Here is a 16,449-nt window from a genome sequence, read left to right as displayed (position 1 = left end):
GCTTAGTTCCCCTCACCTGTTTGCGTTTCATTATATTCAGCAACTGCCTGAACTTCTGGATGCGCTTGAGGAGCCCATGCCACTGGACGGTCAGTATCTAACTCAAAGTTAGAAATCGCGTCTTTAACTAAACGTGCGTCCACTTCACCTTCGTCAGCTAATTTTTTCAAAGTAGCAACAACGATATGTGCAGCATCAACACCAAAGAAACTACGTAAGTTAGCACGTGTATCTGAACGACCGTATCCATCTGTACCTAATGCAACAAATGGGCGACCATCTGGAAGATACGCACGGATTTGTTCGCTATAAGCACGCATATGGTCTGTTGCTGAAACAACGATACCTTCTGTACCACGTAACTGTTTAGATACCCAAGATTCTTTCACTTCTTCAGAAAGTGGGTGTAAACGGTTGTATTCTTCACATGCCATACCATCACGTGACAACTCATTGAAGCTTGTTACACTCCAAACATTTGAATGGATTTGGTATTCATCACGTAAGATTTTCGCAGCCTTGATCACTTCACGAAGAATCACACCTGAACCAAGTAATTGGACAGTTGCTTTTTCATCTTTTTCGAACAAGTACATACCACGTTTAATGCCTTCCTCAGCGCCTTCAGGCATTGCAGGATGCTCGTAGTTTTCGTTCATTACAGTTAAGTAGTAGAACACACGCTCCTGGTTCACATACATACGTTTTAAACCGTCATGCACGATTACAGCTAACTCATAACCAAAACATGGATCATAAGATACACAGTTTGGAATAGTGTTCGCCAAGATATGTGAATGACCATCTTGGTGCTGTAGACCTTCACCGTTCAACGTTGTACGACCAGCAGTTGCACCCAACAAGAAACCTTGAGCTTGCGCATCACCAGCTGCCCATGCAATGTCACCAATACGTTGGAAACCGAACATTGAGTAGTACATATACATTGGAATCATTGGCAAGTTATTCGTTGAATAACTTGTTGCCAACGCAGCCCATGCACTCATCGCACCAGCTTCGTTAATCCCTTCTTGTAGCATGTGACCGTCACTTGCTTCACGGTAATGCATTAATTGTTCTTGGTCTTCTGGGGTATATTTTTGACCGTGAGCAGCATAGATACCGAGCTGACGGAACATACCTTCCAGACCAAAAGTACGTGCTTCATCTGGAACAATTGGTACTACGCGGTCTTTAATTGCTTTTTCTTTGAGTAAAGAAGCAATTAAACGAACCATCACCATAGTGGTAGATTGTTCTTTACCACCTGAACCATTTAATACAGCATCAAATACAGATAATTCAGGAATCGCTAAGATTTCACTCTCTTTACGACGTGCAGGTAGGTAACCACCTAACGCTTCACGACGCGCCTTCATATACTTCATTTCTGGAGAGTTTTCACTTGGGCGGTAGAATGGAAGCTCTTCTAACTTATCGTCTGTAAATGGAAGATTGAAACGGTCACGTACATATTTCAAAGAGTCAATCTGCATTTTTTTGATTTGGTGAGTTTTGTTCACCGCTTCAATTTCTTCAGACAAACCGTAACCTTTAACAGTTTTCGCAAGAATAACTGTTGGTTGACCTTTAGCTTTCATTGCTTCTGCATATGCAGCAAACACTTTGTAAGGGTCATGACCACCACGGTTGAGATTATCGATGTCTTCATCGCTTAGGTCTTTTACAAGTTCCGCAGCTTCTGGGTACTTGCCAAAGAACTTCTCACGCGTGTATGCACCACCTTTCACTTGATAGCGTTGGTATTCACCATCAACTGTCTCTTCCATTACCGCTTTCAAAGCGCCTGAGGTGTCTTTTGCAAGAAGTGGGTCCCAATGACGGCCCCATACCACTTTAATTACACGCCAGCCTGCGCCACGGAATAAAGATTCTAACTCTTGAATGATTTTACCGTTACCACGTACAGGACCATCTAGACGCTGTAAGTTACAGTTAACAACCCAGATAAGGTTATCAAGCTTTTCACGACCAGCAAGTGAAATTGCACCAGTACTTTCTGGCTCATCCATCTCACCATCGCCAAGATAAGCCCAAACTTTACGATCTTCTTCTTTAATCAAGCCACGGTTCATCAAATATTTTTGAATATGTGCTTGATAAATCGACATGATTGGACCAAGACCCATTGATACAGTTGGGAATTGCCAATAGTCAGGCATTAAATATGGATGCGGATAGCTTGGTAAACCGTTACCGCCAACTTCACGGCGGAAATTACTTAACTGTTCTTCAGTTAAACGTCCTTCAAGGAATGAACGTGCATAAATACCAGGAGCACAATGCCCTTGGTAATAAATCATATCTCCGCCAAAGCTATTGCTGTTTGCGCGGAAGAAATGGTTAAAACCTACGTCATATAATGTTGCACTTGATGCGAAACTCGCCAAGTGTCCACCTAAATCATCACCTGTTTTATTCGCACGAAGTACCATTGCTAAGGCATTCCAACGAATCAATGCACGAATACGGCGTTCCATATCTTGGTCGCCTGGCATTGCAGGTTGTTCTTCAACAGAAATTGTATTTAAGTAAGGTGTATTGAGACGTTGAATTGGAACATGCTTAGCAATTGCTTGTTGGTAAAGTTTTTCCAACAAGAATGCCGCTCGTTCAGTCCCCATATGTTGTAAAACTGAATCGAATGCATCTTGCCATTCTTGGGTTTCTTGTGCGTCGGAGTCACCGTAAAACGCCATAATTCACCTGTTCCTTGTTCTCTAATCTACTTTGTATTTTTACCACGTTTTACCCCTTTCAAGTTATTGCCTCGGGTGAATGTGAGGGGGCCCTATTATTTTCTGAATGAATAGTCATTGACCGAGCAGTAAACAAAATAACAAAAAAACGCCAATAATGGCGTTTTTTTATACAATCTTTGCGTTAAAAAAGGTTTAGCTTAGTTTTAGATTCATAAATTTAATAACCTTACTTTTTTAACTATGCTTTTATGGAAGCATCGCCAAGTAAGTAGTTGGGTTTTTACGTTGCCCATCTTTTACAACTTCATAATGCAAATGCGGACCTGTACAGCGACCTGTACACCCTACATTAGCAATATGCTCGCCTGCAGATACTTGATCGCCTACACGCACCATTAAACGTGAAGCATGAGCATAACGCGTTAAATAGCCATTACCATGGTTAATTTCAACATATTGACCATAACCAGTGCCCCAGCCAGATTTGGTTACAATACCTGGGCCTGTAGCATAGATTGGCGTGCCACTCGGAGCAGCCATATCTAAACCACCATGATGTTCTGCACGGCCACCCATGGTACGACCACCAAAGTTTGAAGAAACTCGTACAGTATCAGGAAGAGGATGAGAAACTAACCAAGAGTAAGAATTTGAAGAAGAGGCATTAAAAGAATTTTTTGCGGTTGTATTACCGTACTTCTTTGCAAGTGACTCATTGTTGAGTTCAACCGTTTTTTGGCGTAAGGTCACTGAAACTTTCGCACTCGCCGGAAGATCTAAATCATCGGGATGAGTATATGAACCTTGAGATAATGTTTTTGATAGCTGTTCCAATCGATCTGAATCAGTAGATTGGTTAATTGTTTGATAATCTGCAAAAGCAACTGATGCTGCCGAAGCGGCAAGTGAAAACGCTAATAAAATACGACGCGTGTGCATAAAAACCTCTTGAAACTGTTCTTACTCAAGTTCCTTATGATCTCTTCCTTGATATCAATTGAAATGAACGCTTAAGATTAAGACAAGAATCTATCCGAGAATGACCATGTCCAAACCCGATAACGTTTTTCAACAAACCGGAAAACACATAAAAACAGGAAACCTTACGTTTCTAACAACGCAAGTCGCGCAATGGCAAAGACTTACGAAAATTATCCAACCCTTATTGCCCCAACCGGAACAATGGCAGGTTGTGTGTTATCAAAATGGCTCTTTAATCATTACTGGTGAAAATCAAGCGATGATTAGTCAACTCAGTTATTTACAGAACCAATATGTATCTAAATTATCTCAGCTCGAAGGGCTAAAAGACCTACAAAGAATTCAAGTTCGATTAAGAAATAAAAATATTCCAAACGCACCTTCATCTGAGCCATCTAAACCCATCCCCCCGGAAACACAAGAAATGTTACGTAGTGCAGCCGACTTTGTGAGCGACCCTAAGCTTAGCCAAGCTTTACTACGTTTGGCAAGCAATAAAAAATGATGAGCTTTATATTTCTTAATTAGAATCATTATTATTATGTGATAAAAATCACACTTTTTAATGTTACATTATAACATAGCCAAGTAAAGACAATGACTTATGTCACGCTCACATATGGAATTGGACATTGATTCTCGTCATCAAATGTTACAATTTCATAATTACTCGGATCACTTTGAACATTGCGTAACAACTGATTATTTAAAGCATGTCCTGATTTATAGCCATCGAACTTGGCAATAATTTGATGACCAAGCAAATACAAATCACCTACTGCATCTAATATTTTATGTCTAACAAATTCATCAGCGAAACGTAAACCTTCTTCGTTGACCACACCTGTATCATCTACACCAATTGCATTATCTAAACTTGCACCTAGTGCTAAATTATTTGCCTTCAGGTAATCCAGATCTTTCATGAAACCAAAAGTACGTGCTTCACTGACTTCATAAACAAAAGTTTCAGTCGAAAAGTCGATCGTGGCAGATTGATATTCTTTAGCAAATGCCGGATGGTCAAAATCAATCGTGAAATTTAATTGAAAACCATTGTGAGGGCTGAAAATTGCTTTCTTATCATCGATAAGTGCTTCAACGGGTTTTAATATTTTTATAAATTTTTTCGGTGCATCTAGTTCACGCAATCCACCTTGCATTAAAAGGTAAATAAATGGACCGGCACTACCATCCATAATTGGAACTTCAGAAGCAGATACTTCAACAATCAGGTTATCAATTCCTAAACCTGCAATTGCACTCATTACATGCTCAATTGTTCCTACTTTTATATCTCCCGTTACCAAGTTGGAACACATAAAAGCTTCTTGAATCAATAAAGCATTAGCAGGGATATCGACAGGTGGATCCAAATCGATACGGCGAAATACAATACCTCCATCCACGGTATGTGGAATGAAATTGATCATCACTTTTTGACCGCTATGAAGACCTATTCCACTCGCTTTTACCACACGATTGAGAGTACGTTGTTTCACCATGCTTTGTAACTTCTTTTTTAAAACCGCTATACGTTAGCATATTTAGTCATTGATCAAAAATAAAAAAAGGCAGTGTTTAAACACTGCCTTTCATTAAATCTAACGATTATTTACTTACGTTGCTGATTTTTCAAGTAATCTTGAATACTCATTGGAGAAGAACGCGGAGTAGAACTTGCTGTGCTACTGACTTCATTATCAGCGTTTTGACGCTTATTGATTGCAGGAACATCATCTTCATCAACAGATTGAGCTGATTGAGACGATGCATGGCTTACCGTATTACGTTTTCTCGGTTCAGCATCTGCTGCATTACGAGTTAAACCAGTTGCAATCACTGTTACGCGTAATTCATCACGTGCATCTGGGTCAAATACTGTACCGTAGAAGATTTCACCTTCATCAAGGTCAACAATCTGGTTCACAACATCAGTAATGATTTCAGTCTCACGTAACGTAATGTCATCACCACCCGTAATGTTAATTAACACGCCTTTGGCATTAATAATATTTACGTTATCAAGTAATGGACTACGGATCGCTTGTTCAGCAGCTTGACGCGCACGATCTTCACCACGACCTAAACCAGCACCCATCATTGCGTAACCGCGAGTACTCATTGCAGTTTTCAAATCGGCGAAGTCAAGGTTAATGTGACCACGGTTAACCACAAGGTCAAAGATACTACGTACAGCATTTAACAACACGTCATCAGCTTTTTTATAAGCATCTTTCATTGAAATATCGCCATATACGCTTAGTAAGCGTTGGTTAGGGATAATAATCAATGAATCAACATGTGCTTCAAGTGCTTCAATACCACGCTCAGCAGACTTTAAACGGCGACGGCCTTCAAAGTTAAATGGTGTTGTAACTACACCAACAGTCAAAATACCCATTTCTTTGGCAACTTCAGCCACAACAGGCGCTGCACCAGTACCCGTACCACCACCCATACCAGCGGTAACGAAAACCATATCGGTACCTTCAAGGTGGTGACGAATGATTTCACGGCTTTCTTCTGCTGCAACTTGCCCTACTTCAGGGTTAGCACCAGCACCTAGACCACGTGTACTTTGCTCGCCTAACTGAATTTTGAAAGGTGCATTCATACAGTCCAGTGCTTGTTTGTCTGTATTGGCACAAACGAATTTAACACCTTGAATATCAGACTGCACCATATGTTGAACGGCATTACCGCCACCACCACCTACACCAAATACAGTGAAACGGGCTTGACCGTTGCCATCGTTTAGTTCATCTTCTATAAATTCAAATGAGGCCATGACCTTTAGGGTTCCTAATACATTATGGCAGTCACTTCAGCCCGTATACTGCCTTGATTTTCAAAAATAACTAATTTTAAGAATGCTGTGCAATACCAACCTTGTCAAGTACAGCGGTTTTCTCTTACAACTTCCTAACAATTCTACCAATAAATACATACATCCTAAAAAATGGCTTTTAATTTGCTATTAAACGCATTCCAGCCATTTACCATTCGTTCCCATACCGAACGGTCATTTGCCTCTTCAGGCTCTTCAACAGCATCTTGCAACTCACTTTGGCTAAACATGAGCAAACCAGCTGCTGTTGCATACATAGAACGGCGTAAGGCTGCTTGATGTTGATCATCAGCATAAACCTGTAACGGCGGATTACCCAAATGTGCAGATACACCCAACATACGACGAGCTAAACTCACCATACCTTCTATTTGACAAGCATCCCCTGTCAATACTACACCATGGTATAAACCATGAATTGCACCACTTTGTTCGAGTTCATCGCGAATCTGGCTAAAGATCTCTTCATAACGGGCAATAATAATTTCTGACAACTCAATTCGGCTAATTGTTTGAGGGCCATCAATTCCTTCTACCTGAATCATGTGATCTGGCTTAACAGCACTTAAATCGACACAACCATGCAGAATTTTAATTCGTTCAGCTTCTTCTGTCGTGGTTTGCAATACAGCAGCAATATCACGTGTAACGTGTTCACCACCACGCTGCAACGTACGCGCTAGAGCCAAACGTCCATCTAGATAAACAGCAAGATTGGTAATGCCTGCACCAATATCAACTAGACAAACACCATACTCTTTTTCATCTTTCAGTAAGCTTGCCTCAGCGGTTGCCAGACAAGACACTACCATTTTTTCAACCCCGATATTTGCACCTTTCATGGCACGATCAAGGTTTTGCATAGTCGCTATAGGCATCATCATTAACTGATAATGTCCAGTCATACTATGGGCAGTCATATTAATTGGATTCTGCACCCATTCAGCAGAATCACCTAATTCAAAGCCTAACGGCACTGCACTTGCTAAATAGTAATCAGAAGTCACATGACTTGCTTTTGCCAATTCTAACGCGCGCACGACTTCATTTGTTGTAATCACATGTGCTGGATTAGATACTGGTGTGCGACCAGAGGCATAAAAACTTTGCAACTCGGTACTCGGAATAGATACCCATGCGCTATGAATGCGACATTCGGCCATATTTTCCGCTTCAGCAACAGCATTTTTAATCGCAGCAATGACTTTATCGAGGCTTACAATTTTTCCTTTATTCATGCCTCGATTGCGAGCAGTTGCCATACCGATAACTTGAATGTTATCCGGCGCATGAATTTTTCCAATCAAAACTGAAACTTTATGCGTCCCAATGTCAATCGCAACAACTGAGGGAACAGCTTCACTCATCACTCATACCATTTCTTTGTTGTTTAATACCAGGCAAATTGCCTATTTTAAAGCCACGTATTATGGCTTTGCTTTTGTTCCACCTGCAATGCTTGTGTCATCACTCGTTACAACAAACTGACCATTCACAATTTTAGGTGGTGTTGCGTTCTTCCATTGAATAGATAATCCATTACGATATCGTAAATCAATGGCTGAGATTTTCGACCACACCGGTTTTAAGTCAGATTGTGCCAGATGACTTAAACGTTGCAACTTATTCATTGTTTGATCTTGGTCAACAATAATGCGTAAACCAGAATCAAATTGCATAAACCAAGTCATTCGCTCAGTCAGATATAACTCTTTTAAGCGTAAATTAACAGGATGGAATAATTGATTAATTTCATTATAGCGTCGCATCATCATTTTTGACTGACTTACCGGCCCATGAAGCAACGGAAGTTCAGGATGATTCGTCGGCTCTGCCTCACTAAATACATCGCCACCATCGCTTAATAAGCGACCTGTTCCCCAACGAGCGATAGCATGGCGAGGCATGACACGGACACGAATACCATTGGGCCAAGCACGAGATACGACAACTCGGTCTACCCATGAAATTTCTAATGTTTTGTCACGAATCTGTTCTAAATCAGATGTGAAATAATTTGCTTTTATAATTGGAGCAACATGTTGCATCACTTGTTGCGTTTCAACCGAAGACGCCGAACCTACAACTTCTAGTTTTGCAACTGTTGCATCTGTAATAACTTTATATAGCCCATAAATTCCGACTGCCAGCACTACAAAAGCAATAACCAACAGCACCCATCCACCAGCATTCGCAAGCTTCTGCTTACGCGTAGGCGGTTTATCATGAATAGAGGTGATAGCCGCACGTTTACGGCGCATGGAAGCCGGAAGTTGTGCCATATTTAAGCCGTACCTTCCAATGTTTGCTCAAGAATTGCAACGCACAATTCATCAAAGCTATAACCAACAGCTTTAGCAGCTTTTGGAACTAAAGAGTGACTGGTCATACCTGGCACAGTATTTACCTCTAAAAGCCAGAAATTGCCTTGCTCATCCTGCATCGCATCAATACGACCCCAGCCTTCTGCACCCACAGCCTGAAAAGCACGTAAACACAATGCTTGTAGGTTTTTCTCTTCAGTCTCACTAAGACCACAAGGAATACCATACTCTACATCATTACGTTGATATTTCGCTTCATAGTCATAGAAAGCAACATCTGCTGGTGGTTGCAAACGAATGACAGGCAAAGGTTGTCCATTTAGGAATGAAATTGTGAACTCACGACCGGTGATCCATTTTTCTGCCATCACCACAGCATCGTGCTGAGTCGCCTTTTCAATTGCTGCAGCAAAGTCTTCTGCTTTCTCAACCTTACTCATGCCGACACTTGAGCCTTCATGTACAGGTTTGATAATGACAGGTAAGCCCAACTCAGCAATCACCGCATCTAAATCTGTTTCTTTAGTAATAATGCGATATGGCGCTGTAGGTAAATCGCTACCTTGCCAGATTTGCTTGGTTTTAACTTTGTCCATGCCAATAGCAGAACCTTGCACACCTGTTCCTGTATAAGGCAGATTTAACCATTCAAGTACACCTTGAATCTGGCCATCTTCACCCCCGCGACCATGCAATACAATAAATGCACGATCATAATTTACAAGTTCAGTCACACTGCGGTCTTGTGGATCAAATGCTTCAGCCTGAACACCTGAACGTAACAAAGCGTCCAAAACTGCCTGACCACTATCCAAAGACACAGCACGCTCAGCCGATTTCCCACCAAATAACACGGCAACTTTGCCGAATTTTGTAGCATTTGACACGTTTAAATCCTTAACCCGATAATTCAATACTTTTTGTTTATTTCACATACAAATGGTGTTGCGCAAGTTCTACTGAAATTGCTCCCACGTTACCCGCACCTTGCGTTAATAACAAGTCATTTGGTTGTAACACATTTTGCATGATGTTTTGCAAATTACCTTCCACCGGATCAACCAAAATTGGTTCTACTTGTCCGCGTAAACGAATACTACGAGCCAAAGTACGACTGTCTGCACCCACAATAGGCTTTTCACCAGCAGGGTAAACTTCCAACAATAATAATTGATCGACTTGAGAGAGCACTTCAATGAAGTCATCAAAACAATCGCGGGTACGAGAATAACGATGTGGTTGGAACAACATAACCAAACGACGATCTGGATGACTTTGACGAGCAGCTTTAATTGTTGCTTCTACTTCTTTCGGATGGTGTCCATAGTCATCAACTAACTTAACGTTGCCATCAGCAAGTTCAAATTCACCTTGCACTTGGAAGCGGCGGCCAACACCACTAAATCCTTCTAATGCACGACTAATTGCATCATCAGAAACACCTTCATCTGTGGCAACACCAATTGCTGCCAAGGCATTTAAAACATTGTGTAAGCCTGGTTGATTAATTGTTAAACGCAATGGTTCACGACCTTTACGTAACACAGTGAAGTGCGATTGCATACCATCTTGTTCAATATCAACTGCACGAATGTCATTATCTTCATTAAAACCATAAGTAATGACTGGACGGCCTACACGCGGCAGAATTTCACGAATGTTCGCATCATCACCACAAACTACAGCCAAACCATAAAATGGTAAATTATGAAGGAACTGTACAAACGTATCTTTTAATTTATCAAAGCTTCCTTCATAGGTATCCATATGGTCAGCATCGATATTGGTTACAATCGCGGCCATTGGTTGCAAATAAAGGAAAGATGCATCTGATTCATCAGCTTCAGCCACGATGAAACGGCTTTCACCTAACGCCGCATTTACGCCTGTACTGTTAAGTAAGCCGCCAATAACATAAGTTGGATCAAGGTTTTCTTCCGCCAACATCGTCGTCAAAAGACTTGTAGTTGTGGTTTTACCATGTGTACCAGCCACAGCAATACCGTGACGGTAACGCATAAGCTCACCTAGCATTTCTGCACGGCGTACAATTGGAATACGCTGTTCAATTGCAGCTTTAATTTCCGGATTTTCCGGATCAATTGCTGTAGAAACTACAAGCACATTGGCATTTTTAATATTTTCCGGTTGATGGCCAATATAAACTTTGATGCCATTTTTCTCTAATTGTTCTGTAGTTTTAGACGCTTTAATGTCCGAACCGGAAATTTTATAGCCTTGGTTACCCAAAACCTCTGCAATGCCACACATCCCAGCGCCACCGATCCCCACAAAATGAATGTGTTTAATACGGCGCATTTCAGGCACTTTAATCAGTTTTTTTGCTTGGTTCGCAGCTGTTGATGGAGACATAGTAAATCCGATTACATTTTTTGGATAAGATCAACCACATGCTGAGTCGCATTTGGTTGGGCATGTTGACGCGCTTTCACTGCCATTTCAGTAAGTAATTGGCGGTTCATCAGCGAAGTGAACAATTCATTTAAAACATCTGGCGTCATGGTCGATTGCTGGCAAATTTTCGCAGCACCGACATCCGCCAGAAATTTGGCATTTGCAGTTTGATGGTCATCAACTGCTATAGGGAGTGGTACAAAAACTGCGGCCACACCTGCTGTTGCAACTTCTGTTACTGTGAGTGCTCCAGCTCGGCAAATAATTAAATCCGCTTCACTATAAGCTTTTGCCATATCTTCAATAAACGGCAAAACGTGTACAGTTAAATTAGCTGGTGCATCTGCATAAAGTGCTTGAGTTGCCTCAACTTGTTGCTGACCACACTGGTGAAAAATATTGAGTGGAACTTGTAATTGTTTTAATGCTGGAGGTAAGCGTTCATTGAGTGCTTTGGCACCTAAAGAACCACCAACAATTAGAATATTTAGAGGCTGCCCTGCTTGCGCACGCTCATCATAACGCCACTTTGGGCTTAAAATATCTGTGATTTCATGACGTACAGGATTTCCTGTTGTAACGACTTTTCCACCAGCAGGAAATGTATTTGGAAATGCTTCACATACGACTTTAGCAACACGAGACAACTGCGCATTGGTAAAACCAGCAACCGCATTTTGTTCGTGAATAAGTACAGGAATACCTAACAAGCGTGCTGCCAAACCACCCGGTCCCGCAACATAACCGCCAAAGCCTGCAACTGCATCAACTTTAAGCTGTTTCATATAACGCATTGCGCTTAAAGTGGCTTTTAAAATTTTAAAAGGTGCAGCAATTTTACGGACTAATCCGTTGCCACGAACACCTTGAATATCAATTTGATATATTGGAATATTTTGATCTTTTAATAATCGGTTTTCCATACCTGTTGGCGTGGCTAACCATGAAACCTGACAACCTTGTTGTTGAAGTTTTTTGGCTACGGCGAGGGCTGGAAAAACATGTCCACCTGTACCGGCAGCCATCATCATGACATGTTTAGGTTTGCTTTGCTGTGAATCGGTCACGGTCTAATTCTTCAACTCAAAAAACAATGGAAATTGTCATCTATTTTTGTAGCCGTTTATTTTAATCCTAAAGCTTCATTAACGAAAAGCTAATTTCACTCGTTTATAACAGAAAGATGTGCTTTTTTGAAAATATGCCTACAAAGCTGTGGTGTATTTAGTATTGTTATTTTATTAATTCATATATTTTCAGGTGATTTCCAATAAATACCGCTGAAAATCACCTGAAATAAATAATTAAGCTGTGCGACCAGCTTCTAATACATCAAATAAATCATCGGCAATTGATGTACCAAATTGAGCATCAATTTCACGAATACAGGTTGGGCTAGTGACATTAATTTCAGTGACATAATTACCAATCACATCTAAGCCTACAAAAATCAAACCTTTTTCGCGTAGGAAAGGGCCAATTTTAGCTGCGATCAATTTATCATTTTCAGTAAGCGGACGCGCTTGGCCTAAACCACCTGCCGCCAAGTTACCGCGTACTTCACCATTTTGTGGAATACGAGCTAGACAGTAAGGAACAGGTTCACCATTCACCATTAAAATACGCTTATCCCCTTCTACAATTTCAGGAATATAACGCTGAGCCATAATTGGACGAGTACCTAGCTCTGTAAGCATTTCTAAGGTAGAACCAATATTTACACCGTCTTGGTACAAACGGAAAATGCCCATCCCCCCCATACCATCAAGTGGCTTAACGATTACATCGCCATGTTCTTTAATAAATTCACGAATTAAACTTTGCTGTGATGTTACAAGTGTAGGCACTTGCAGTTCTGGAAACTGCGTTGCAAAGAGTTTTTCATTGCAATCACGCAGTGATTGAGGCTTGTTAATAATCCATGAACCTTCGCGCTCAGCTTGCTCAAGCACGTAAGTCGTGTAGACAAAGTTCATGTCAAACGGCGGATCTTTACGCATCAGCACAACATCGTAAGCCGCGATAGATTCTTTTTTCTTTTCGCCTAACTCATAGTAATGGTTGTAATCTTCGAACACCTTTAACGGTGAAATGAGGCCGTAAGCTTTGCCCTGATCGATATATAAATCTTGTTGTAATGCATAACCTAATTCATGTCCACGACGGCTCGCCGCCCACAACATTGCCATGGTTGAATCCTTTTTAAGGTTTACGGTTTCAATCGGATCCATGACGACAAGTACACGCATGCTCAAGCTCTTCTTAAAATTTAAATTAGCATGAGTATAACTGAGATTTTTCACTGGTTTTTCTTAATTTCAGTAAAACCTTATCGGTTATTTCTTTATCTTGAATTAAGGTAAATTCAGTTAAACTAAGGCTATAAAATACTATTTCTAAAGGCTAAACATGAAACTTTATCGCTATTTAACTGGTCCTGATGACTCTGCTTTTTGTGCACGAGTGACTAAAGCTCTGAATCATGGCTGGGAATTATATGAAGCACCCACTATGACTTTTAACGGCACGCATGTCATTGTAGGACAAGCAATTTGCAAAACAATTGATGAAAATTATGATCCAGAAATGGATATTTTAGATGTTCTCAAAAATAACGCGTAATTCCAGAAGGGTGCTTTTAATCAACGAAAAGTCCCCCTTTAAAGCTCAATTAACAAGAAAAACTAATGAGTCAACTCATCCAATTCGTTTAATTTGCTAATTAACTTACTAAAAATCAGTTATTAAAAAATAAATATGTCATTTTTTAAGGTAATAGTTCTTTTATTCTAAACAGTTAAATGATTATAATTATCATTTATACTTTTATTTTTGTTAATTGATTTTATTTTTATGTTAAGAATTTCTATACCATCTCCCCAAATGAAGCGTCTTTTCCCGCTGAGCTTACTCAGTTTAATGATCTTGAATATTCAAGGTGCCTACGCAGAGGAACCGACTGATTCAGCCGCAAAAGTGGCAGCTACCATGCCCACCATAAAAATTGAGGCAATGAGTGAGCTCGACCCAATTAAAAGTTATATCGACTACGATAAAGCCAATGTCACACGTAATGGTTTAGACAAAAAAGATATTCCCCAAACCGTTGATACGATTGATGTTCAGAAATATAAAATTTATGGATCGAATGATTTAAGCATTATGCTACAAGGCACCCCGGGGGTATCAACCAGTTATGATATGCGCGGTGATGGGATCACGATTCGTGGTTTTGGTGCTGATACAGGTGATATTTATCGTGATGGCATACGTGAAAGCGGACAAGTACGTCGTAGTACAGCAAATATCGAACGTATTGAAATTTTAAAAGGCCCCGCCTCTGTTTTATATGGCCGTAGTGCTGGCGGTGGAGTTGTGAATATGGTGAGTAAATTCGCCAATTTTGACTCTAAAAGTTCAGTTGGTGCATATGCAGGTTCTTACGACAACTATGGAACAACGGCTGACATTAACCAAGTCATTAATGACAATTTAGCAGTACGTTTAACTGGAGAATATGGCGAGTCAGGCAGCTTCCGCTCTGGCATTGAAAATAAAATTGAAATGTTTTCACCAAGTTTCACTTATAAAAATGACGATGGAACACTCACTTGGACCACACAATACACCTATGACAAATTAGGTCGTGTGCCTGATCGCGGACCATCACGCGACATTCTGCCTGCGGAAACTTCAATCAAAATGGGATTTGCCCAAGACGCCGATTATGTTGATGATATTTTGCAAGTGGTCCGCACCGATGTGAATTATCAATATGCGCCTGATTGGAACTTTCACTGGGCAGCAAGTTACCGACAAGCAGAACAGAACTTTGACCACTTTTATTTTGGAACTTATTGTGGTTTAGATGGTAAAAACTCAAAGAATGAGTCTTGTACTAAAAAAGGTTACATCGACCAAAATTACTACTGGCAACAAACCAGCAATAAGACCACCACCAATACCTTTGATATTAAGGGTAAGTTCAAAACTGGTCAGCTTGAACACCAAATTATGGTGGGTACAGACTGGACTTATGAACAACGAGAGCCACGTCTAGCCAATAAAACTCAAAATGGGTCAGCCATTTATGGTTACGTTAATCCAATCACTGGTGAACGTGAGTACAGTCGTGGCAATGGCCCATTAAAGATTAGTCAGCATAACTATAATGAAGGCACAACTTACGGCGTATTTATTCAAGATTTAATTGGTCTAAATGACCAACTTAAACTCATGCTGGGTGTGCGCTACGATTACTTCGATTTTTCAACCACCAACAAGTTGACTAAAGAACATCGTAATGTAAAAGATGGCAGCTTTAGCCCAAATGTTGGTTTGGTATGGCAACCGCTTCCTGAACATAGCTTTTATACCTCTTACTCTAAGAGCTTTGCACCATTTGGTGGACAAATGGGTGTTAACCAAGTTACTGGAAGCACCGATGTCACAAAAATGGATAAAGAGCCTCAATATAACGAGCAATATGAAGTTGGGGTAAAAAGCGAATGGTTAGATAATCGTTTAAATACTCAATTTTCTGTCTTTGATATTCGTAAAAATAATATCCGCTATAAACCAAATCCTAATGAACAACCAGATGTATGGGCAACTGCGGGTCAGCATCAATCACGCGGTCTGGAATTTAGTTTTATTGGTCGTGTACTTGATAATGTCTTTGTCCGCGGTGGTTATGGCTATACAGATGCAAAAGTAAAAGAAGACAAACAAAAGCCTGAACAAGAAGGTAACTATTTAGCAAATACATCTAAGAACACTGGTAATTTATTTGTTCGTTATTTACCAACTGAACAGTGGTATACCGAGGTGGGCGTGACTTATGTCGGCTCTTATTATCCAAATATTAATAATCAAGTAAAAATGGAAGGCTTTAACCGTGTCGATGCAGCAATTGGCTATAGTGCAGACCCTTGGAATGTCACACTTGCGGTAAATAACCTAACCAATAAAGAGTACTGGCGTTCGGACAGCATGCCAGGCACACCACGTAATGTGTTATTGCGTTTAAATTATCAGTTCTAAGTAAAATATTAAAAAGGCATACCCTCTTTAGAAGTATGCCTTTTTCTTTTTAGATACCGTATTTCTCGCGATACGCTTGCATATTTGCTAGCGCTTCCTTTTCGCCTTTGGG

13 protein-coding genes are annotated in these 16,449 nt (G+C 40.5%); 3 read left to right on the top strand and 10 right to left on the bottom strand.

The window, feature by feature from the left end; translation table 11 throughout:
• Positions 1 to 2 precede the first annotated feature (2 nt).
• Positions 3 to 2,720, bottom strand: coding sequence for a pyruvate dehydrogenase (acetyl-transferring), homodimeric type (gene aceE, locus KTJ10_RS11240; RefSeq protein ID WP_014207931.1), 2,718 nt, complete (start codon positions 2,718 to 2,720; stop codon positions 3 to 5).
• Between the two features lie 249 nt (positions 2,721 to 2,969).
• On the bottom strand, positions 2,970 to 3,662 hold the full coding sequence (locus KTJ10_RS11235) for a M23 family metallopeptidase (protein WP_002121983.1): 693 nt from the start codon (positions 3,660 to 3,662) through the stop codon (positions 2,970 to 2,972).
• Between the two features lie 100 nt (positions 3,663 to 3,762).
• Here KTJ10_RS11235 and KTJ10_RS11230 point away from each other — a divergent pair, with 100 nt between their 5' ends.
• On the top strand, positions 3,763 to 4,209 hold the full coding sequence (locus tag KTJ10_RS11230) for a DciA family protein (protein WP_005804431.1): 447 nt from the start codon (positions 3,763 to 3,765) through the stop codon (positions 4,207 to 4,209).
• Between the two features lie 97 nt (positions 4,210 to 4,306).
• Here the strand turns inward: KTJ10_RS11230 and lpxC are convergent, their stop codons facing one another.
• From lpxC to gshB, 8 genes are all read right to left on the bottom strand, one after another.
• On the bottom strand, positions 4,307 to 5,209 hold the full coding sequence (gene lpxC, locus KTJ10_RS11225) for a UDP-3-O-acyl-N-acetylglucosamine deacetylase (RefSeq protein ID WP_199977150.1): 903 nt from the start codon (positions 5,207 to 5,209) through the stop codon (positions 4,307 to 4,309).
• A 110-nt stretch (positions 5,210 to 5,319) separates the two neighbouring features.
• Positions 5,320 to 6,495: a cell division protein FtsZ gene (gene ftsZ / locus KTJ10_RS11220; protein ID WP_002121912.1), complete on the bottom strand. Its 1,176-nt coding sequence runs from the start codon at positions 6,493 to 6,495 to the stop codon at positions 5,320 to 5,322.
• Positions 6,496 to 6,659: 164 nt separating this feature from the next.
• Positions 6,660 to 7,922 (bottom strand): cell division protein FtsA, encoded by a 1,263-nt coding sequence (gene ftsA, locus KTJ10_RS11215; RefSeq protein WP_002122057.1) that lies wholly within the window; start codon positions 7,920 to 7,922, stop codon positions 6,660 to 6,662.
• 60 nt (positions 7,923 to 7,982) lie between these two features.
• Positions 7,983 to 8,837, bottom strand: coding sequence for a cell division protein FtsQ/DivIB (locus KTJ10_RS11210; protein WP_002122049.1), 855 nt, complete (start codon positions 8,835 to 8,837; stop codon positions 7,983 to 7,985).
• 2 nt (positions 8,838 to 8,839) lie between these two features.
• The gene (locus KTJ10_RS11205) at positions 8,840 to 9,766 is read right to left on the bottom strand and encodes a D-alanine--D-alanine ligase (protein WP_002121862.1); all 927 of its coding nucleotides are present in this window, start codon (positions 9,764 to 9,766) and stop codon (positions 8,840 to 8,842) included.
• Between the two features lie 37 nt (positions 9,767 to 9,803).
• Positions 9,804 to 11,252 (bottom strand): UDP-N-acetylmuramate--L-alanine ligase, encoded by a 1,449-nt coding sequence (murC, locus tag KTJ10_RS11200; RefSeq protein ID WP_057075488.1) that lies wholly within the window; start codon positions 11,250 to 11,252, stop codon positions 9,804 to 9,806.
• A gap of 11 nt (positions 11,253 to 11,263) precedes the next feature.
• A complete protein-coding gene (murG, locus tag KTJ10_RS11195; RefSeq protein WP_032036138.1) occupies positions 11,264 to 12,361 on the bottom strand; it encodes an undecaprenyldiphospho-muramoylpentapeptide beta-N-acetylglucosaminyltransferase in 1,098 nt (365 codons plus the stop codon).
• 237 nt (positions 12,362 to 12,598) lie between these two features.
• Positions 12,599 to 13,543, bottom strand: coding sequence for a glutathione synthase (gshB, locus tag KTJ10_RS11190; RefSeq protein WP_262442032.1), 945 nt, complete (start codon positions 13,541 to 13,543; stop codon positions 12,599 to 12,601).
• 160 nt (positions 13,544 to 13,703) lie between these two features.
• Here gshB and KTJ10_RS11185 point away from each other — a divergent pair, with 160 nt between their 5' ends.
• Both KTJ10_RS11185 and KTJ10_RS11180 read left to right on the top strand, forming a co-directional pair.
• Positions 13,704 to 13,916 (top strand): DUF1737 domain-containing protein, encoded by a 213-nt coding sequence (locus KTJ10_RS11185; RefSeq protein WP_002122004.1) that lies wholly within the window; start codon positions 13,704 to 13,706, stop codon positions 13,914 to 13,916.
• Between the two features lie 231 nt (positions 13,917 to 14,147).
• The gene (locus tag KTJ10_RS11180; RefSeq protein ID WP_262442031.1) at positions 14,148 to 16,337 is read left to right on the top strand and encodes a TonB-dependent receptor; all 2,190 of its coding nucleotides are present in this window, start codon (positions 14,148 to 14,150) and stop codon (positions 16,335 to 16,337) included.
• Positions 16,338 to 16,449 lie beyond the last annotated feature (112 nt).

It is taken from the genome of Acinetobacter sp. WU_MDCI_Abxc222 (genome assembly GCF_025514755.1).
Taxonomy (GTDB): Bacteria; Pseudomonadota; Gammaproteobacteria; order Pseudomonadales; family Moraxellaceae; genus Acinetobacter; species Acinetobacter geminorum.
Note: the sequence above shows the minus strand (reverse complement) of the source record. Positions and strands in the feature narration are given on the sequence as shown.

Coding starts and splice junctions, on each gene's coding strand:
- aceE (WP_014207931.1), bottom strand. CDS start 2,720: ATGGCGTTTTACGGTGACTCCGACGCACAAGAAACCCAAGAATGGCAA.
- KTJ10_RS11230 (WP_005804431.1), top strand. CDS start 3,763: ATGACCATGTCCAAACCCGATAACGTTTTTCAACAAACCGGAAAACAC.
- ftsA (WP_002122057.1), bottom strand. CDS start 7,922: ATGAGTGAAGCTGTTCCCTCAGTTGTTGCGATTGACATTGGGACGCAT.
- ftsZ (WP_002121912.1), bottom strand. CDS start 6,495: ATGGCCTCATTTGAATTTATAGAAGATGAACTAAACGATGGCAACGGT.
- KTJ10_RS11210 (WP_002122049.1), bottom strand. CDS start 8,837: ATGGCACAACTTCCGGCTTCCATGCGCCGTAAACGTGCGGCTATCACC.
- KTJ10_RS11180 (WP_262442031.1), top strand. CDS start 14,148: ATGTTAAGAATTTCTATACCATCTCCCCAAATGAAGCGTCTTTTCCCG.
- KTJ10_RS11235 (WP_002121983.1), bottom strand. CDS start 3,662: ATGCACACGCGTCGTATTTTATTAGCGTTTTCACTTGCCGCTTCGGCA.
- lpxC (WP_199977150.1), bottom strand. CDS start 5,209: ATGGTGAAACAACGTACTCTCAATCGTGTGGTAAAAGCGAGTGGAATA.
- KTJ10_RS11185 (WP_002122004.1), top strand. CDS start 13,704: ATGAAACTTTATCGCTATTTAACTGGTCCTGATGACTCTGCTTTTTGT.
- gshB (WP_262442032.1), bottom strand. CDS start 13,543: ATGCGTGTACTTGTCGTCATGGATCCGATTGAAACCGTAAACCTTAAA.
- murC (WP_057075488.1), bottom strand. CDS start 11,252: ATGTCTCCATCAACAGCTGCGAACCAAGCAAAAAAACTGATTAAAGTG.